The 19,222-nt window shown below is 62.8% G+C and carries 16 protein-coding genes; 8 read left to right on the top strand and 8 right to left on the bottom strand.

All coding sequences use genetic code 11. The features are described 5' to 3' along the window. Window positions 1–22: 22 nt before the first annotated feature. From VGO12_RS17430 to VGO12_RS17400, 7 genes are all read right to left on the bottom strand, one after another. Window positions 23–352, bottom strand: a complete 330-nt coding sequence (locus tag VGO12_RS17430; RefSeq protein ID WP_327514007.1) for a hypothetical protein — start codon at window positions 350–352, stop codon at window positions 23–25. Continuing rightward, the gene (locus VGO12_RS17425; RefSeq protein ID WP_327514006.1) at window positions 345–1,064 is read right to left on the bottom strand and encodes a hypothetical protein; all 720 of its coding nucleotides are present in this window, start codon (window positions 1,062–1,064) and stop codon (window positions 345–347) included. The genes VGO12_RS17430 and VGO12_RS17425 overlap by 8 nt, the downstream gene beginning before the upstream one ends. A 271-nt stretch (window positions 1,065–1,335) precedes the next feature. Beyond that, a complete protein-coding gene (locus VGO12_RS17420; RefSeq protein ID WP_327514005.1) occupies window positions 1,336–1,896 on the bottom strand; it encodes an N-acetyltransferase family protein in 561 nt (186 codons plus the stop codon). Window positions 1,897–1,911: 15 nt separating this feature from the next. After that, window positions 1,912–4,275, bottom strand: a complete 2,364-nt coding sequence (locus VGO12_RS17415; RefSeq protein WP_327514004.1) for an Orn/Lys/Arg decarboxylase N-terminal domain-containing protein — start codon at window positions 4,273–4,275, stop codon at window positions 1,912–1,914. A gap of 783 nt (window positions 4,276–5,058) precedes the next feature. Then, on the bottom strand, window positions 5,059–6,132 hold the full coding sequence (locus VGO12_RS17410; RefSeq protein ID WP_327514003.1) for a porin: 1,074 nt from the start codon (window positions 6,130–6,132) through the stop codon (window positions 5,059–5,061). Window positions 6,133–6,279: 147 nt separating this feature from the next. Then, a complete protein-coding gene (locus VGO12_RS17405) occupies window positions 6,280–8,016 on the bottom strand; it encodes a hypothetical protein (protein ID WP_327514002.1) in 1,737 nt (578 codons plus the stop codon). 237 nt (window positions 8,017–8,253) lie between these two features. After that, entirely contained in the window at window positions 8,254–9,033 is a 780-nt protein-coding gene (locus VGO12_RS17400; protein ID WP_327514001.1) for a GntR family transcriptional regulator, read from the bottom strand. A gap of 164 nt (window positions 9,034–9,197) precedes the next feature. On the opposite strand from VGO12_RS17400, the gene VGO12_RS17395 reads away from it, so the two are divergent. The 5 genes from VGO12_RS17395 to VGO12_RS17375 all read left to right on the top strand — a co-directional run bounded on the left by VGO12_RS17395 (window position 9,198) and on the right by VGO12_RS17375 (window position 14,922). Next, complete coding sequence (locus tag VGO12_RS17395; protein ID WP_327514000.1) at window positions 9,198–10,184, top strand: ABC transporter substrate-binding protein; 987 nt, start codon at window positions 9,198–9,200, stop codon at window positions 10,182–10,184. Between the two features lie 140 nt (window positions 10,185–10,324). Further along, window positions 10,325–11,104: an ABC transporter ATP-binding protein gene (locus VGO12_RS17390; protein ID WP_327513999.1), complete on the top strand. Its 780-nt coding sequence runs from the start codon at window positions 10,325–10,327 to the stop codon at window positions 11,102–11,104. A gap of 7 nt (window positions 11,105–11,111) precedes the next feature. Further along, entirely contained in the window at window positions 11,112–12,035 is a 924-nt protein-coding gene (locus VGO12_RS17385; RefSeq protein WP_327513998.1) for an ABC transporter permease, read from the top strand. Window positions 12,036–12,047: 12 nt separating this feature from the next. Next, complete coding sequence (gene kynU / locus VGO12_RS17380) at window positions 12,048–13,289, top strand: kynureninase (RefSeq protein WP_327513997.1); 1,242 nt, start codon at window positions 12,048–12,050, stop codon at window positions 13,287–13,289. Between the two features lie 202 nt (window positions 13,290–13,491). Next, complete coding sequence (locus VGO12_RS17375; RefSeq protein ID WP_327513996.1) at window positions 13,492–14,922, top strand: NAD-dependent succinate-semialdehyde dehydrogenase; 1,431 nt, start codon at window positions 13,492–13,494, stop codon at window positions 14,920–14,922. 73 nt (window positions 14,923–14,995) lie between these two features. Here VGO12_RS17375 and VGO12_RS17370 read toward each other — a convergent pair whose 3' ends face one another. Continuing rightward, window positions 14,996–15,901: a LysR family transcriptional regulator gene (locus VGO12_RS17370; RefSeq protein ID WP_327513995.1), complete on the bottom strand. Its 906-nt coding sequence runs from the start codon at window positions 15,899–15,901 to the stop codon at window positions 14,996–14,998. 141 nt (window positions 15,902–16,042) lie between these two features. Between VGO12_RS17370 and VGO12_RS17365 the strand changes: the two genes are divergently transcribed. The 3 genes from VGO12_RS17365 to VGO12_RS17355 are packed head-to-tail and all read left to right on the top strand — an operon-like array spanning window position 16,043 to window position 18,395. Beyond that, complete coding sequence (locus tag VGO12_RS17365; RefSeq protein WP_327513994.1) at window positions 16,043–16,999, top strand: dihydrodipicolinate synthase family protein; 957 nt, start codon at window positions 16,043–16,045, stop codon at window positions 16,997–16,999. 20 nt (window positions 17,000–17,019) lie between these two features. After that, entirely contained in the window at window positions 17,020–17,562 is a 543-nt protein-coding gene (locus VGO12_RS17360) for a 3-hydroxyanthranilate 3,4-dioxygenase (protein WP_327513993.1), read from the top strand. A 26-nt stretch (window positions 17,563–17,588) separates the two neighbouring features. Next, the gene (locus VGO12_RS17355) at window positions 17,589–18,395 is read left to right on the top strand and encodes an aspartate dehydrogenase (RefSeq protein WP_327513992.1); all 807 of its coding nucleotides are present in this window, start codon (window positions 17,589–17,591) and stop codon (window positions 18,393–18,395) included. The last annotated feature ends 827 nt before the right edge of the window (window positions 18,396–19,222 follow it).

Raw genomic sequence — 19,222 nt, 5'->3', positions numbered from 1 at the left:
CGCGTCCGCAACGACGTTTGGGCTAGGTGATCACAACGTCGGTCGGCGAGGAATTGGGGCGAAGGCGGTGGTTTTGTGACTTCATCCACGCGCCTCTCATGTGTTCGACCGCCCTTGTCGCACCTGCCATATCGAGGTCTGCCGGGTTTCGGCTTCGCGGCTCCGCCCGCAGACTGAATGGATGGGTCATCTGGCAAAGGCTGACCAGGTCAATCGTCCTGCCGGTCGGGTCGCACACGGGCTTAAGTGGCCGGAAATAGCTGATGTCCTCGATGTCGATCGGTATCCGCGTCGCGCCAATCTGGACAATTCCCGTATGGAACCATGGGTCCTCGCGATCGCGATCAGGCATGACGACTAGAACATCCGGTTCCCCCGTCGACGCGTACGATCTTTCCGCCATGGTCTTCGTCGAGCTGGTAACGCTCAAGGCGCGGGTCGCTGATGCGTGCCCACGAAAAGCCGCGGGTATGCCGGGCGAGGTGCTCGTGCAGTTCCGCAAGGAGGGGGCGCGGGCGACGCCAGTTCTCGTGCAGCGAGCCCGTTACGGAACGACCGTAGGGAGCCTGAATACGGCGATCGTAGGCGATCCATTTCTTGAGATATTGCGTCATCGGAACGCGGATCAATTCGGCGACCTTCTCCATGTCTTCGTCGCTCAATTCGGCGACGCCCGGATGGTAAGCGCCGGAGAAGTTGATCTGCTCGATCGCCAGATGGAGCCGGATGGACGCGGTCCCGGCCGACCGGAATGGCCACCATGATGAACCGGATGGAGCAATCTCTTCGATCCAGCGCCAGACGCAGAATTCGATAAAGACGCCACCCAGGCGAATGCTGCCTGCGTGTAGCCAGGGTTTCCAACGGGGAGCATGGGGCGGCGCATCCCGGAGCAGGAGAATTTTTGCGAAAGACAGATAAAGGCATGCCTCCTTATCTAGCGAAAACCAGCTGCCGCCTTCGGCGAGTGGTCGGCGCGCATCGTCCGGATCCGGTTTCATCTTCGAGGCCGAGATGCGATGGATGACGGCCCGGACCCTCTCTGCGTCCGTCGAGGAATTCATCGGGCACTCCATGAGAATTGAGCCTGTCCATCCGAGGTGTCGGTCAGTCTTTTCCGCGACGGCAAGTTACCGTCGCCTGCGCGGCGAAAGGCCGTGATCCGTTCGAAGGGACGCAAGCTCCTGCCGTCGCATCATTGGCCATCACGCAAAGATTGCGTCAAGTCGTATCTGCACTGAAATATAGCAGGCGATGGCGATGACGCGCGGCCGCTCGGTCCGTTCGCGGCACCCCCCTTTATTGGTGCGTGATCGCGCCCAAATCTTCCGATCTTCAGCGGGTGGACAAGGGCGGTGGAGGCGGTGGGGTGGTTGCGCCCGGGCCGAGCGAACGCTGGACCATGATGCTGTCGGCCCAGCGTCCGTAGCGATAGGCGATGCCCGGCAGCAGGCCGACGCGGACAAAGTCGAACCGTTCGTGCAGCGCCAGCGAGGCGAGATTGTCGGCGGCGATGTAGCCGATCATCTGGCGGAAACCGGCCGCCGCACAAGCGTCGATCAGGCCACGCATCAAAAGGCGCCCGACGCCCTGGCCCTGATAGTCGTGATGGACATAGATCGAGTGCTTGACTGTGTAGCGATAGGCAGGCCGCTTGCGAAACAGGACGACATAGGCGTAGCCGACCACGACCCCCTCCCTGACCGCGACAAGGTGCGGGAAGCGGCGGCTCTTCAGATTTTTCCGGCGCTCGCGCAGGTCGTCGGGCTGCGGCGTGTCGCCGTCGTCCACGCCGTCTTCGATGCCGCGGCGAATGTGGCGGCGGTAGATCGCCAGCATGGCGTCAACGTCTCCGTCCCGCGACGGTCGAATGGCGACTGAATGGTCCTGCTGCATAAGCTGCGACGTTCCTCAATCCTGTTCGGCGACAACGTAGGTGTGAAGTCTGATGCGGCCCGATGCATCGGTTTCGCGATAGAGACCCTGGATCTCGACGTCAAAGCCGGGAAACGTGTTGAAGCAGGCCTCGAACATCTTCAGATAGGCGATCATCGGCTCGGCGCGAGCGCTCAGCCGCTCGCCCGGCACGATGGTCGCTATCCCCGGCGGATACACGACGAAGGGTGTCGTTGCGATCCGCCCGGCGATGGCGTCGATCGGCAGGTAGTCCACGTCGTTGCGCACGAGGCAGCGCGCCGCGTCGTGCGGCGAAAGTGCGATGTCTGGCAGGTGCGCCTCGGAAAATTGCCGGGCCTGCAGCGCGCTGACATTGGCGTCGCGGAAGAAGCGGTGCATGGCGGCGCACAGGTCCCGCAACCGTACGCCGGCATAGCGGCCGGGGCGGCGACGATAGAATTCCGGGATCGCCTCTTCGAGCGGCGCATTGTCGTCGTGAAGTTTCTTGAAGGCGACGAGCCCGCTGATCAGCGTGCCTGCCTTGCTGGCCTCGACACCGGGCGTCAGCAGAAACAGCAGCGAGTTCAGATCGTTCTTCTCCGCGACGATCCGGTTTTCGCGCAGATATTGCGCGACGATCGGTGCCGGGATCCCGTGCTCGGCATAGTGTCCGGTCGCCCGGTCGAAACCGGGCGTAAGCAGCGTCAGCTTGTTCGGGTCGGTCATGGCGAAGCCCGGCGCCATATTCGGAAAGCCGTGCCACGCAGCACCCGGGGTGAGGTGCCAGAAGGCCGGATTGGTGGAAAGCTGGTCGGTGGAAATGCTTTCCCACGGCACGTCGTGCACCGCCCCTGGGCTCGCCGCATCCGGGATCGCCACCCGGTCCGGCACGAAAGGCTCGAAGAACCAGCGGCGCTCGGGGCGACGTTCCTTCTCCTCGAACTCCCGCCGCACAGCCCGGATTTTCTTGCGCAGCTCGATGCCAAGCCGGATCGTATCGTCCCAAAGCACCTCGCCGGAGCGGCCCTTCATCATCTGCGCGCCGACGTCGAGAGAGGCAAAGAGGGGATAGAAGGGCGAGGTCGACGCGTGCTGCATGAAGCTCTCGTTGAAGCGCCGGTGTTCGACCCGGCGTTTCTGGCCTGTGATGTGCCGATCCTTCATGTGGATCTGCGATGCCTGCGAAAAGCTTGCGAGCTGCTTGTGCGTCGATTGCGTGGCGATGATGCCCGGCGCCTCGGGTCCGAGTTCTGAAAGACCCATGGCGAAACGACCGGCATAGAGCGGATGAAACTTCATGAAGCCCGCCCAGGCCTCGTCGAACAGGATGTAGTCGCACAGATGCCCGATCGCCTTCAGGATCATCTCGGCATTGTGGATTGTGCCGTCATAGGTGCACTGCTCGACCACCGCCACCCGGAACGGACGCGGCTTTTTCCAGGCGTCGGGGTCCTTGACGAGCGGGTGCGTGCGGATGCGCTCGCGCAGGCTCTCCTCGGTGAGGGCGCCGAAATCCATCGGGCCGATCAGGCCATGGGCGTTGCGCGCGGTCGGGACATAGACAGGGATGCCGCCGGAGATCATCAGCGCGCCGTGATGGGCCGCCTTGTGATTGTTGCGGTCAAACAGCACCAGGTCGCCATCGGTGACGAGCGCCGAGAGCGCGACCTTGTTGGAGGTCGAGGTGCCGTTGAGGACGAAATAGGTCTTCTCCGCGCCAAAGATCTTGGCGGCTTCCTTCTGTGCCGCCAGCGCCGGGCCCTCATGGGTCAGGAGATCGCCGAGGTCGAGCACGGAATTGTCGAGGTCGTCGCGAAACACCGCTTCGCCCAGATGCTCCATGAACACCCGGCCGACCGGGCTGCGGCTGTAGAATACGCCGCCATTGTGCCCGGGGCAGGTCCAGAGCTGGTTGCCTTCCTCGGCGTAGTCCACCAGCGCGCCGAAGAAAGGCGTCTTCATCGTCTCGGCATATTGCTTGAGGCGGCTGATGAGGTTCTTGGCGATGAAGGCGGGTGTCTCCTCCGACAGGAAGACATAGCCGTCGATGAAATCGAGCACTTCGACCGGCACGTCCTCGAAGCGCTTGCGCCGGATCAGGAGGATGATCGGGAATTCGAGCCCGCGACGGCGCATGAGGTTGATGAGGGAGGCGGTCTTGCCCTCCATGCCCTTCTTGCCCCAGTCGACCATCATGCAGCCGATGGCGGCGTCCGTCTGCACGGCGATCTCGGCGTCCTCAAGATTGCGCGCGCGCACCACTTCGAAACCGGAGCGCTCGATTTCCTCGACGATCTGGTTGTAGCGGGCTCCCTCCAGGTCCTCGCTGTCGAAGGCAGGTGTCGCGAACAAAAAGGTGAAGCGTCTGAAATAGTCCATCTGAGCCTCCGCCATCGATACGAAACGAGTTGTTTGCGTGTTTCATGACGATGTTGTGACGGTTGCACCGATTATCCGGGATCGTCGCGGCAAGGGAGCGGACGTATGTGTGCGGAACGCCGGGGCGGGATGGATGCCCGTGTCCATCAGTGCGACCTGCCCGAACAGCTATCCGGGCGCCTGCGGCATCACGCTCTCAAGCCATCTTTTTGATGTTTGGCCGAGGCTACATATGCGACGGTCGGCTCGCCCGAAGCAGGGCGGTCACACAGGCAGGTGTTTGGAGCCGACATCAAAAGGGTAGCGACGGCGCGCTGCCAAACCATGTTCCGAGCCCGCGGACCAGAATCCCGCCCACCGCCGCGACTTCGAAATAGGCGGTCAACAGGAGCAATCCCATCATCAGAACGGCGGATATGTTTTCGAAACGGGACGTCCCATCGCTGCGGACAGGTGTCGCTACAGTCGGAGGGGCATGAAGGAGTGCCCGGTCGCCGTTGGGCATGTTGGTGTTTGCAGGGCGCAACAGCCTCTGCGGACGGTCGGACCGACGCCGGCTTTTCTCGCATAGTCCGGGGTAGGTCTCACAGATCGAGTGGGGCATCGGAGTGTCCATGACCGATATTGAACTGCCCTGATTCTACCCAACAGGTCAGGCTTGTCCGTTCCCGGAGGAACCGCCGCGCCCGGTTCGGGGCGCGGCGGTTGTGTCTCTTGACGGAGCGACGTGCCCGGTCGGGTCGTCTCCCCGCCTTGTATTGCCGCCGATGCTGGTTCGGGTCGTCAGAAGTTTCTCTGGAAGCGCACGACGCCGCCGAAGGCGTCTTCGTGTCCGCGGAAACCACGGAAGGCGGTGTAGTCGAGTTCCGGCGTGATCTTGAAGCCCGGCACGACCTCGTAGGCGACGTTGAGCGCCGCGTTCCAGGTGCCGTCCTCTTCAAAGTCGATCTGCGTGTTGATCGTCGCCTTCTCGCTGATCTCGGCGGAGAAGCCACCCCACATCGCCCAGTCGCCGTACCAGCTTCCATAATAATTCGGCTGGCTCGGATCGGATTGGTAGGCAGCCATGACGAACAGGGAGAACGCGTCGCTGACCTCGAGGTTGACACGTGCCTTGAGGGCAAAGGCATCGTAGCGTGTGTCATAGGCCGCCATGCCGAAAAGCGTCATCCGGTCCGCTTCGTATTTGACCCCACCGAGGAGGTGAGGAATGCTGTCGGCCTTGAGATCGAACCATTCGCGGCTTGCCACACCGGATGCGTCGACAGCCTCCAGTTCCCACGAGCCGTTGCCTTCCTCGGCGCCGACCATGGCGGAGAAGCCGTTTCCGAAATCGTGGGTATAGCTTGCCTGCATGGTGCGATCGCCGGAGTAGTAGATGACGTCGTCGTAGATGACGTTGCCGGCACCCCAGGTCCAGTTGGCAAAGAGCGAATCGGCGATACCGACCGAGAAGCCGGCAAGCTCGATGACAGCTTCCGAAATATAGATGCGCTCGCCCGACGCCTTGTGCTCGAAACGCGTCTCCAGATAGGAGCGCAGCGTTCCGAACTCGGTTTCATTGCGCGCGTCGAAGCGCATCGTCGCCCGCGCCTTGCCGGGCAAGCCGTCGAGCGAGCCGCCCCAGTAGACATCGTCGCCCGCTGCAACCTCGTGGCGCAGGTAGCCGCTGATCTTCAGGCAGGTCTCGGTCCCCGGCACATAGAAGAAGCCGTTGCCATAGGCGTCACAGACGCGGACATAGTCGACCGGTTCGGAGTCCGCGGCCGCAGCCGATTGGGTGGCGGCCATCAGGCAGAGCGCCGCTGCGGCACCTTTCAAGAGCAGAGGTGGCGCAGCACGGGTTGGTTTGTACATATCGAGTTCGTTCCCTTGTCGGTTCTAAAAAATTGGCAAAGCTTCGCCGGCTCTGTCCGCGGCGTGCGGACAAGCGGGTGCTGAGCGGGTCTTTTGGGATGAGAGAAAAAGGGGCCGGTATCGGTTGCGATGCCGGCCCTGTCGGGGTTACCCGCGCGGCGGCCAGACGTCGCCGGCAAGACCGGTCTTCGGCTCACCGAGAAGCGGCGTCTTCAGGGCGCGAATGCCGTCGATGCTGATCAGCCAGATGATGTTGCGGTCATATTCGGTGAAGACCGCGAAACTGGCGTTCTCATAGGTGTAATCAGGCATTTCCTCAGGCTTGGGGAAGCGCGGTACGTAGTAGCCCGCGATCTTCGGTTCCTTCGGGTCCTTGACATCGAAGATCTGCAGGCCGGCATTGTAGAAGGCATAGGGCAGGATGCCGTCGCGGCTGTGCCCCGGCTGGTGCGTCGTGCCGGAGCGCTTCGGACCAAAACTGCCGCGCCGCTGGCAATAGTCGGTGAATTCGGCCTCTGCCGGCGGGGTTGGCCGCGGGAAGGTGGCGACCACCTTCGGATCCTTCGGATCCTTGGCGTCGATGACCAGCACGTCCTTGTAGGGCTCGTAGCAGTTGGAGTTCATCGGGTAGCCGTTGGCAAAGACATAGCCGGTGCGTTCGTACTGGCTGGTGTCGGCGTTGTCGAACTCGGTGCCGGCAAAGCTCGGTGGAATGCTTAAGTGGCCCATCATTTCCGGCGTGCCGGGATTGCTGAGGTCGAAGGTGTAGAAACCGAGGCCGCCCATGGCGCCGAAGCCGATCTTTCCCCCCTTTTCCACCGGCTTCGGCAGGAACAGCGGCATGCGCGAGCCCATCCAGGACGTGCGGTTGCCGGCGCGCGGGTTCATGAGGTAGGCGTCTTCGCTAACCTTGTCGCCGACGACCTGGCCGGGAACGGTGACCTGGCTGGCGAAGACCGGATTGGCCGGGTCCGTCATGTCCCAGGCCTGGTAGCCTGGCGAATGCAGGTAGTCAGGGTATTCGGTGAGCGCGTAGCTGTCGTCGGGCGCTGACGAGAGGTACATGTACTTGCCGCCGAACCAGGCGGGTGCGTCGAGGGAGCCGGAACCCTGCTGTTTGCCGATGGGCGCGTCCGGGTTCTTGACGTCGGTCGTGCGGGTGGCGATCAGTTTCCAGTCGCTCGGCAGCGGACCGTTCATCTCGTAGACCTTGAAGCCCTTGAGCGAATTGTAGTGGCGCAGCGTCTCGACGATGTCGGGCTGCGTGCGCTTGTTGTCGAGTATGCCGAAGCGGCCGATCTCGTAGGAGGCAACGACGACGTTCTTCTGAAGCTTTTCGCTCCAGGCGATCGTCATGCCGCCGAAATAGTCCTGAACGGTCTTGGCGTCCCAGTCTTCGCTGGACCCTTCCGGTCCCCAGACGCCGCCCTTGGAATAGACGACCTTTGCGCTAGCCGGGTCGGTGATGTCGAGCACGCGCATGTAGTCGCGGTCGTGCAGGTACATGTAGCGCCTGCCGTCAAAATCGGCGACATCGGGCCAGGCATGCCAGGGCGAGGTGATGTGCGGGTAGAAGGCGATTTCCTCGACATTGCTCTTGTAGGTCTTGTCGTCCCAATGGGTGAGCTGGCCGGGGAAATTGGGCGACGCACCGAGTGCGGTGGCGCGCGGCGCGTTGAATTTTCCCGTCGCCGGGTCCATGCCGTAGTCCTTGCCGGGCGTCAGCGCCGGCGGCTGCTTGTCATAGGTCAGTTCCGACCAGCGCTTCAGGTGGGGATCCTGAATGTTGATCTCCGTCGGCACTTCCTTTTCCCAGCCGGCAGCAACGGCAGTCCCCGCGGCCAGGCATAAAATTGAGCATGTGATGATCAGCCTTCTCGGCATGTCGGTCTCCTCCTGCGATATCGGTGAACGCCCGCGTCCATGGCCGGCAGCGGCGCAAGGCAAACGAAAGCACGGCGGCGAACACCCCTCAGTGTCCCGTTTCGAATTGCTTCGTCCTGTCAGTGGATTGATTGCGCAGGCCTCCTCACGCCTGAACAAATCATGCCGCTCCCGTTTGCTTGAGCGCCATGAAACAGGGTCGCTTTCCCTATAACAATCGCCTTAATGAGCATTAATTCATGCGGGATTTTTATAAGTGCGTCCGCGCGTCGATGGTTTTCGAGATGCGGGTGCATCCCCTTGCTCAACGGCGTAGACTTCGAGCGGGTAGCCGAAATGCTCGTCCATCAGGCGACGGACCCGCTCAACGTTGCGGTCGAGCACGGCCTCCATCAGCTCCGTATGCGGGCCGATCGACTGCGCCTTGTGCAGCGCGGCCATCGCCTCCTCATAACCGGCGGTCTCTCCTGCCGCTGCGCGAAGCGCCGGGGCGAAGGCGAGGAAGCGGTAATGGCGCTGCAACTGATCGGAAATGGTGGAGCGGAAATGCATCAGCCAGCTTGACTGCGCAGCACTCAAGAGGGCGGCGTGAAACGCTTCATGGCGCTCCATCCAGGCGTCGACAGCGAGCTCGGAGGAATCCTCGACAATCGTCTTGCAGCGCGACAGCCGGTAATGGGCAGTCACGATCGCCGATTCCCATTCGGCGCCGCCGCGCTCCATCGCTTCCAACAACAGCGGGATCTCGACGACCGCGCGCGCCTTCGTCAGGTCCTCGAGCCCGGTGCGCGATACGGGGGCGACGGTGAAGCCGCGATTGGAGATGGCTACCACCAGCCGCTCGGCCTCCAGCCGCGACAGGGCCTCGCGCAGCGGCGTTCGGCCGATGCCGTAGGTCTTGCTGAGGAGATCGGGCCGCAACGGCGCGCCTGGATGCAGGCGCGCCATGAGGATTTCATTCCGCATGATCCGGTAGGCGGTCTCGGTTTTCGTGCTGTTTTCCTGCTCGTCGGTCAAAGGCACCCCCAAAGTTGCCGCCTGGATGGTCGGTCGTCATATATGCGAGAATAATATATGATAATCGCCAATTGCTATAATTGTATACTATATCGTTGACTTTGTCCCACGGCTGGGCTTCCTCATCCCTCGTGCTGTCAGTGCGACAGCTGGAGGAGGAACACATGGCCACGACAAAATCAAAACTCATCACAGGCCTGATGGCAGCCGGCCTGGTGCTTGCCGCGGTTGGCTCGGCCGCCGCCGATCCGATCCGCATCGGCATCGCCAATTTTGGCGAACACCCGCCGCTCAACGCCGCCATTGCCGGCTTCAAGCAGGCGCTTGCGGAAAACGGCTTCGTCGAGGGCAAGGACGTCGTCTACACGGAAAGCCACACCAATTTCGACGCCTCGCTTGTGCCGCAGATGATCGCCAAGCTGCAGGCCGAACAGCCGAAGCTCGTTTACACCGTCACCACGCCGGTCTCGCAGATCGCCAAGAAGGCGCTCGCCGGTTCCGGCATCCCGGTGATCTTCACCGCTGTCACCGATCCGGTCGCCGCAAAGCTGGTTCCGTCCAGGGAAAGCGGCGACGACGGCATCACCGGCGCGACCGACAGCCAGGACATGGCGGCGGTGCTCGCCTTTACCAAGAAGCTGCTGCCGAACGCCAAGCGCCTCGGCCTTCCGTATAACCCGGGCGAAGCCAATGACGTCGCGCTGCTCGAAACAGTGCGCCAGATCGCATCGGAGCAGGGTTTCGAAGTCGTCGAAGTCGGTGTCGACAACCTCAACGACATCCAGCAGCGCATCACCTCCCTCTCCGGTAAGGTCGACGTCATCTATGGTCCGACGTCCAACATGATCCAGCCGGCGATCGCGGCCGTTGCATCGGCTGCCCGCCAGTCGGGCATCCCGGTGGTCAACGCCGTCGACACGGCGGTCAAGGAAGGTTTCGTGCCGGCAAGCTTCGCCGTCAACTACGAGCAGGTCGGCAAGAATGCCGGCAAGATCGCGGCTGAAGTGCTGAAGGGCAAGGACCCGAAGTCCATCGCCCCGGTCTTTCCTGCCTATGAGGATCACCAGGCGCTGATCTCGAAGAAGGCCATGGCCGCCTTCGGCGTCGAGATCCCGGCTTCGCTCGCCGATTGCAACTGCATCGTCGAGTAACCTTAAGCCAGCGACGGACGGTGGCCTTAGCGCCGCCGTCCGCGTGTGCGCAGCGCGCACCCCGTCCATTTGTTTTTACATGAATTCCGCACAGAAGCCCGCCGAGGCGGCTTTTTGGGAATTGCTCGCAGGAGGAACGGATGCTCGAAATCCGATCTGCACGTAAGGTCTTCTACAAGGGACAGCCCGACGAGAAGATCGCCCTCAACGATCTCAACCTGACGCTTCCGACCGGCAACTTTGCCATCGTCATCGGTTCGAACGGTGCCGGCAAGAGCAGCATGCTCAACGCCATTTCCGGCGCGCTGATGCTCGACAGCGGCAAGATCCTGATCAACGGCGACGACGTCACGGCGCTGCCGGTTCACAAGCGCGCAAGCCGCGTCGCCCGGGTGTTTCAGGACCCGATGAAGGGCACCGCCGCCTCGATGACGGTCGCGGAAAACATGCTGCTTGCCGAACTGCGCGGCAAGAAGCTCGGCCTCAGCCGAGGCCTTAACGCAAAGCGGCTTGCGAGCTACCGCGAACGCCTCGCGGCGCTCAACCTCGGGCTCGAAAATCGGCTGGATACGCGCGTCGAACTGCTTTCGGGCGGCCAGCGGCAATCGCTCTCGCTGATCATGGCGACCTGCGACCAGCCGGACCTTTTGCTTCTCGACGAACACACCGCAGCGCTCGATCCCCGCACGGCCGACAACGTCATGCAGGCGACGGTGCGTGCGGTCGAGGCCTTCAACCTCACCACGCTGATGGTGACGCACAACATGCAGCACGCCGTCGACTTCGGCCATAGCGTGGTGATGCTCGACGCTGGCAGCATCCGGCTCGAAATCGCCGGCTCGGACAAGGCCGAGGTCACAATCCCGAAACTCATCGGTCACTTCGGCATGAAGACCGACCGGATGCTGCTCGCAAGCTGAGACGGACATGGAAACGGTATCTACGATCATTTCGAACTTCATCACGCTCGTGCCGGTGACGCTGGCGCAAAGCCTCATCCTGTCCTTCATCGTTCTCGGCATCATGCTGCCGTTCCGCACGCTGAATTTTCCGGACCTGACCAGCGAAGGCGCATTCCCGCTCGGCGGCTGCGTCTGCGCCCTGTCGCTCGCCGGTGGCGCACCCGGCTGGCTGGCGATCCTGGTGGCGATGGCCGCCGGGTTCCTGGCGGGCAGTTGCACGGCCTACGTGCATCTGCGCTTCCGCATCCATACGCTGCTTGCCGGCATCCTGATGATGACCATGCTTTATTCGATCAATCTGCGGCTGATGGGCAAATCCAACCTCTCGGTTTACGGCACGCCGACCATCTTTGACGGCGTCCCCTTTGCCGAGCCGGGTTTCCCGATTAGCAAGATCGTCGTTGCGGGCCTGTTCGGTCTCGCCGTCTATTGCCTGCTGAACCTTTATTTCCGCACCGAACGGGGCACCGCCATGCGCGCCGTCGGCTCCAACCCGGACATGGCGGAAGCGCAAGGCATCAGCATCTGGGCCGCCACCATCGGCGGCGTCGGTCTCGCCGGCGCCTTTTCGGCGACCAGCGGCGCGCTGATGGTGCAGTCGCAGGGTTTCGCCGACGTCAACATGGGCATCGGGACGCTCATCAACGGTCTTGCGGCGCTGATGATCGGCGAAGCCATCGTCGGCAAGCAGACGATCCGCCGCCAGCTTGCGGCACCCTTCGTCGGCGCCATCGTCTACTACCAGCTCGTCTCGCTCTGCCTTGCCGCCGGCATGCCGCCGACCGACCTGAAGCTTGCGACCGGCCTCTTCGTGCTCGCCATGCTGGCCCTGCCGACCCTCAAGCGTTCCCGCGGACCCATGCCGGCCCGCGAAACCATTCGTGAATAGAAGGACTGCCCCATGAACATCGATATCCATGCCGTCGAGGCACTCGACCGCGACGATCCGCTTGCGGGCTTCAAGAGCCGCTTCGACCTGCCCGAGGGCGTCACCTATCTCGACGGCAATTCGCTCGGCGCAGCACTTCACGCCTCCTATGCCGAGATCGAAAAAGCCGCGAAGCTTGAATGGGGCCGGGATCTCATCCGCAGCTGGAACACGGCCGGCTGGTTTGCCCTGCCGCTGACGCTCGGCGATCGTGTCGGCCGTCTGATCGGCGCCCAACCCGGCCAGACGGCGGTCACCGACCATACCTCGGCCAATGTCTACAAGGCGCTGCACGCAGCGCTTAGCCTCAACGCCGATCGCAAGGTAATTGTCGCGGAAAGCGAGAGCTTCCCGACCGACCTCTATATGGCCGAGGGCGTGATCGCGACGCGCCCCGGCACGGTCCTGCGGCTCGAGGGTGTCGATGGCCCCCGGATCGAGGACCTGATCGACGAGAGCGTCGCCGTTGTGCTCGTCAATCACGTCAACTACAAGACTGGCGCGCTGCGCGACATGGAAGCGCTGACCAAGCGCGCCCACGCGGCAGGTGCGCTCGTCGTCTGGGATCTCTGCCATTCAGCCGGTGCGCTGCCGGTGGAGCTCGACCGTTGCAATGTCGATTTCGCCGTCGGCTGCACCTACAAGTACCTCAATGGCGGCCCCGGCGCGCCGGCCTTCATCTATGTGGCGAAGCGCCATCAGGAAAAGGCCAGCCAGCCGCTCAGCGGCTGGTGGGGCCATTCCCGCCCGTTCGCCTTTGAACGCAACTATGACGGTGGTGCGGGCATCCTGCGCTTCCTTTCCGGCACCCAGCCGATCCTGTCGCTGCGCACGCTCTCGGCCGCACTCGACCTCTGGGACGAGGTGGACATGGCGGCCATCCGCAGGAAGAGCGTGGCGCTCACAGGCCTGTTCATCAAGCTTGTGGAGGCGCGTTGCGGTTCGTTTGGCCTGAAACTGGTCGGACCTCAGGACGTTGCAGTGCGCGGCAGCCAGGTCTCCTTCGAACATGAAGGCGCCTACGAGATCATGCAGGCGCTGATCGAGCGGGGCGTCATCGGCGATTTCCGCGCGCCAGCGACCATTCGCTTCGGCTTCACGCCGCTCTATACGAGTTTCAGGGATGTCTGGACCGCCGTCGACGTGCTGCACGACGTGATGGAGACTGCCGCTTGGCGCGACACGCGCTATGCGGTGCGCAGTGCCGTGACCTGATCTCATCTCCCCATCTGCAAGACGATGAAGGCGCTTTCCTGCTCGGGAAGGCGCCTTTTCACGTCTTTGGCCTTGCCGAAGATTTATCACATCTCGATATCAATTCATTCAACCTATGTGGATTGTCATATTAGACCGCTGATTGCATCCATTGCTGGACAGGAAGGTTCGACCTTCCAAGGAATGGCGAAAAGGCAATCTGATGGTTCAGGAAACGCATGCTCAGCTCTATATCGGCGGCAAGTGGAGGGCGACCTCCGAGACGCTCGCCGTCATCAACCCCGCCAATGAGGATGTCATCGGCAAGGTCGCGGTCGCCCGCGAGGCGGATCTCGCCGATGCGACCGATGCCGCATGGCAGGGGTTTCAGGTCTGGAGCCGGACGTCGCCGGCCGCCCGCGCGACCATCATCCTGAGGGCCGCCCAACTGCTGCGCGAGCGTTCTGAAGAGATCGCCCGCTCGATCACGCTCGAGAACGGCAAGCCGCTCTCCGAGGCGCGATCCGAGGTCATTCGTGGTTGCGAATTCTTCGAATGGGACGCCGGCGAATGCGTGCGTCTCTATGGCCGGGTCATCCCGAGCGCGCCGGGCATCCGCTACATCGTGCTGCAGGAACCGATCGGCCCGGTCGCGGCCTTTTCGCCCTGGAACTTTCCGATGAGCCAGCCGGCGCGCAAGATCGGCGGGGCGCTTGCGGCCGGCTGCTCGATCATCATGAAGGCGTCCGAGGAGACGCCGACGGGCGTCGTTCACATCGCCCGGGCGTTCCACGATGCCGGCCTGCCGGCCGGCGTGCTCAATCTCGTCTTCGGCCATCCCGCCGAAATCTCCGGATATCTCATCCCGCAGGACCGCATCCGCATGGTCGCCTTCACCGGCTCGACCGCCGTCGGCAAGCACCTGACGACGCTCGCTTCGCAGGTGATGAAACCGGCGCTGATGGAACTTGGCGGCCACGCGCCCGTCATCGTCTGCGAAGATGCCGATCCGGTTGCGGCCGGCATTGCCTGCGCCACCCGCAAGTACCGCAATTCCGGCCAGGTCTGCACCTCGCCGACGCGCTTCTTCGTGCACGAAACGCTCTACAAGCGTTTCACGGACGCCTTCCTGGAGAAGGCGCGTTCGATCAGGGTCGGCGATGGCCTTGATGCCACGACCCAGATGGGTCCGGTCGCCAACGATCGCCGCATCGCTGCCCTCCAGGAACTGGTGGACGATGCCCGCGAGAAAGGCGCGCGCGTTCTCTGCGGCGGCGGCCGTCTCGAGGGCAAGGGCTACTTCTTCGCGCCGACCGCGATTGCCGACCTGCCCGATGATGCCCGTGCGCTCTCCGAGGAGCCCTTCGGCCCGCTCGCGCTGATCAATCCGGTTGCCTCGGTCGATGAGGCACTTCAAAAAGCCAACGCGCTTCCCTTTGGTCTTGCCGCCTACGGTTTCACCAACTCGGCCGCCAACATCGACCGCCTGATGCAGGGCATCGAGGCCGGCAACCTTTCGATCAACACGCTGGAGGCATCCGTCGCCGAAACGCCGTTCGGCGGCGTCAAGGAGAGCGGCCTTGGCCGCGAGGGTGGCGCGGAGGGCCTGCACCACTACACCGTCGTCAAGAACGTCTCGCTGCGCACCGCTTGAGCGGTCAGAGCGCAACCGGATGAAACTGAGGCCGAAACCGCTGTCGTGGTGGTTTCGGCCTTGTTGCGTTTGATTAGCCGACGACCGGCACCATGTCGCGCAGCACCTTGCGCAGCAGCGTGCGCACCGCGAGCGTCGCGGGGGAGGGCGTGCGTTCGCGCGCCGTGATCACGGAGACGTCACGGGCAATCGACGGCTCGATCAGTGGCCGCGCCGCAATCTTCCGGCCGTTGAGGCCGGTAAAGGCATAAGTCGGCAGGATGGCAACCCCCGCCTCCCGCTCGACGAGCGAAAGGGCGGTGTTGATCTGGTGCACTTCCAGGGACGGACGCAGCGGCACGCCGGCGCTTTCGAAACCGACTTCGGTCAACAGCCGGATATTGCTTTCGCGGGTCAGCGTGATGATCGGCTGGTCGGAAAGGGCCGACCAGGCCACTTCGGCCTTCGTGCAGATGGCGTGGCCCTCGGGCGCAAAAACCATCAACTGGTCGCGCAGCACGCGCTGGATCTCGAGCCCGTCCTCGTCGCTGGCAAAGGTGCCGACGCCGAGGTCGCATAGTCCGCTGCGCACCCGGGGCGCAATCATGTCCGTCACCACGTCCTCGATCCTGAGCTTGAGGTTCGGATGGCTTTGAGCGACCTCCTGCAGCAGGCGTGGCAGCACGGTCGCGCCGAGAAAGGGTGGCGCTGCGATACGCACGAGGCCCGTTCTCAATTGCCCGAGATCGTGCACCGCATCGACTGCACGCTCGATTTCCGCGAGGCCGGGCAGAGCTGCCGCCGCGAAGACCCGCCCGGCTTCGGTCAGTTCGACGCGTCGGGTGGTGCGGTCGAACAGCCGGGCGCCGAGCAGCGCCTCGAGATCGCGGATCGCATGCGAGATCCCCGCCTGGCTGGTGCGCAGCCGTTCGGCGGCGCGGGAGAAGTTGCCGAGTTCGACCACGGCCTGGAAACACTTGATCTGACGGAGATTGAGCATCGCGGGATCCATACTGATTTCAGCATGAATATATACAGACTATGCGTCTTAATGAATAAAAAAATCCTGCGCTAAATGCGCCGACAGAGACCGGAGCGGCGGCTTCACGCGCCACCGGACGGACATGCGACAGGGAGCGTCATGAAATACCAGCGTAAAGATGCAAAGGCCCATTCGCGCGCCACGATGCGCGGCATCTGGGCTGCGGCCAACACGCCGTTCAAGGCCGACGGCGCGATCGACGAGGAGGGCTACCGCAAGAACGTCGATCATTGGATCTCGGATCTCGGCATCGACGGCCTGTTCATCGCCGGCAAGCAGGGCGAGTTCTTTTCCATGTCGGTCGACGAGCGCAAGCGCATGTTCGATCTCTCGGTGGAGGCCACCGGCGGCCGGGCGCAGACCATCATGTCCTGCTCGGATCAGAACATGGACGTGGTGATCGATCTTGCCCGCCATGCGCAGGCCTGCGGTGCCGACTACATCGTCGTGCATGCGCCGATCCTGCACTTCTTCAAGCAGCAGGACGAGACGCTGCTGCGGTACTACGAGACCATCGCATCCAAGGTCGATATCGGCATGGCGCTGTGGTCGCATCCCGACAGCGGCTACCTGATGAGCCCGGAGCTGTGCAACCGGCTTGCCGATATCGAGACGGTGGTGGCGATCAAGTATTCGGTGCCCCGCGACCTCTACAAGCAGCTGACGGCCCTTGCCGGCGATCGCATCCTCGTCTCGACCGCTTCGGAAGAGGAATGGCTGGATAACGTGCTGGAGCTCGGCTGGCAGCTTTATCTCTGCTCGTCGCCGCCCTACACGCTCCAGACCAAAGCCGACCGCCGCATGGCGGAGTACACGGCGCTCGCCTTGGCCGGAAAGGCCGATGAAGCACGCGCCGTCAGCGCGAGCCTGCAAGGCGTGCGCGACGCCTTCCGCAAGACCAAGCCCGCGGAAAAGCCGCATGCGCACCAGAAGTACTGGCAGGAACTGCTCGGCCAGGTGGGAGGCGCGGTCCGCCGCCCGCTGCTGGAACTGACCGACGAGGAAAAGAGATTGACCCGAGCCGCCTTTGAAGCGTGCGGCCTGAAATTGCGTTAAACGGGAGAGGGAGGAAAACCATGAGCAAGCTGAAAGCCTTCAACCTGCAAAAGTGGATCGACGAGCACAAGCACCTGTTGAAGCCGCCGGTCGGCAACCAGCAGATCTGGAAGGACGCCGATCTGATGGTGACCATCGTCGGCGGCCCGAACAAGCGCACCGATTATCACGACGATCCGGTCGAGGAGTTCTTCTACCAGCTCAAGGGCGACATGGTGCTGAAGCTCTATGACGGCAAAGAGTTCTACGACGTGCCGATCCGAGAGGGCGACATCTTCCTGCTGCCGCCGCATGTGCGCCATTCGCCGCAGCGCCCTATGGAGGGCTCGATCGGCCTGGTGATCGAACCGACGCGTCCGGAAGGCCTGCTCGACGCGGTCGAATGGTACTGCTTCGAGTGCACGGAGCTGGTGCATCGCGCCGAAGTGGATCTCGAATCCATCGTCGATGACCTGCCGCCGATCTACCAGGCGTTCTACGCCGACGAAAAACTGCGGACATGCCCGAAATGCGGAACCGTGCACCCGGGCAAGACACCGCCCGAGGGCTGGGTGACGCTCTGATTGGCAGCGAACAACAAGGGACCGTCATGTCTTCAGTCGAAACCATCTGCCTCGTCGGCTGGGGCGCCATCGGTCAGCGCGTCGCCGCCCTTCTGAAGGCGCGGGGCGCAAACGCCCGCATCGTTGGGATCGCGGTCCGCGATCCGAAGGAGATCGAAGGGACGATGCCGGAGGGGGCGGTTCATGTCGCCGGTCCCGAAGCGCTGGCTGCGACCGGTGCGACATTGGTCGTCGAGGCCGCGAGCCGCGAAAGCGTTGCGCCTTTTGCGCGCGCGGCGCTCACAGTCGGCATGGATTTCGCGGTCTCGTCCACATCGGCCCTGGTGGATGCGGCCGTGCTCGACGAGCTTGTCGAGCTGGCGCGGCGCAACGGTCGCAAGCTGATCATCCCGCCGGGCGCGCTCGGCGGCATCGATGCGCTTGCCGCGGCGTCGCGGTTGGGGCTCGACAGCGTCGAGCACGTCATCACCAAGCCCGCGAGAGCCTGGCTCGGGACGCCGGCCGAGACGCTCTGTCGGCTCGCGGAGCTGCAGCAGGCGGAAGCCTTCTTCGAAGGGTCTGCCGCTGAAGCCGCCACGGCCTTTCCGCAGAACGCCAATGTGGCGGCGACCACGTCGCTTGCCGGCATCGGCATGGAGTTGACCCGCGTTCGCCTGGTTGCCGATCCAAAGGCCACCGAAAACAGCCACAGCATTCACGCCCACGGCCCCTTCGGCACGCTCGATATCCGCCTTCAGAACCGCCCGCTCGCCAGCAACCCGAAATCCTCGGAGATGACGGCGCTGAACCTTGTGCGCCTGATCGAAAACCGCACAAGCGCACTGGTCATTTGACCCGTCGTCGCCGGAGCGTCAGCCACGCGACCGGCGACCGCATCGCTGCAGGGCATCATCCGGCGCCTCGTTCGCGCCCGCAGCCGCTCCGAACTGCCTGCAAACGAGGACACCCGCGCGGATCATGGGGCGGCAGCGCCACGGTGTAGCCCACCGAGCCAATCGGGAGCCTTGAAGGCGCATTTGGCCTTGTGTCCAGCAAGCATGGACCACCTGGAAGATCACGCAATCGGCGCGCTCCCCAACGACACCGGCTGGGCCGCGTTACAGCCGGTGTTTCGTGTGCTGGTTCGGCCGAAAAACCGCCCTGTTCGGCTGTGGATAGAAAATAACGTGTTTTTTCAATAAGTTGACAGATTTCTCGACGGACTGAGAAATTGGCTGTTGACGTATCTGAGGTGTGGGGTCTATAAGCCCGATCACTGACGAGGGCGGCGGCGCTGCTGGCGACGACGATCTTCGCTCTAGAGTTTCCTGGGTTGGCTGAGGCTGATTTTGGGGTCTGAGGCGAGAGTTTCGGGCTTGATGGAAACGGTTTGACGGACGGTGAGTTCGTCGGTTTTTTGACAATTGAATACAGAGAAAGAGAAACGTGGGCGGCGGAGCTCGTGAGGAACTCGAAAGGGTTCTTTCAGAAAGAGACTTTGGCGGTCACGTTTTCAAGAGACTACACCTATTTTCTCAATGACGGTTTTCGGATTGTTGTTGATTGAAGAAGGGTGTGAGTTCTCGTCGATTCAGAACGTGACGTAATGCCAATGATTGAATTCTCAACTTGAGAGTTTGATCCTGGCTCAGAACGAACGCTGGCGGCAGGCTTAACACAT

The organism is Ensifer sp. (assembly GCF_035999135.1).
Taxonomy (GTDB): domain Bacteria; phylum Pseudomonadota; class Alphaproteobacteria; order Rhizobiales; family Rhizobiaceae; genus Ensifer.
The sequence above is the reverse complement of the archived record's forward strand: the minus strand, read 5'-3'. Positions and strand labels throughout refer to the sequence as shown.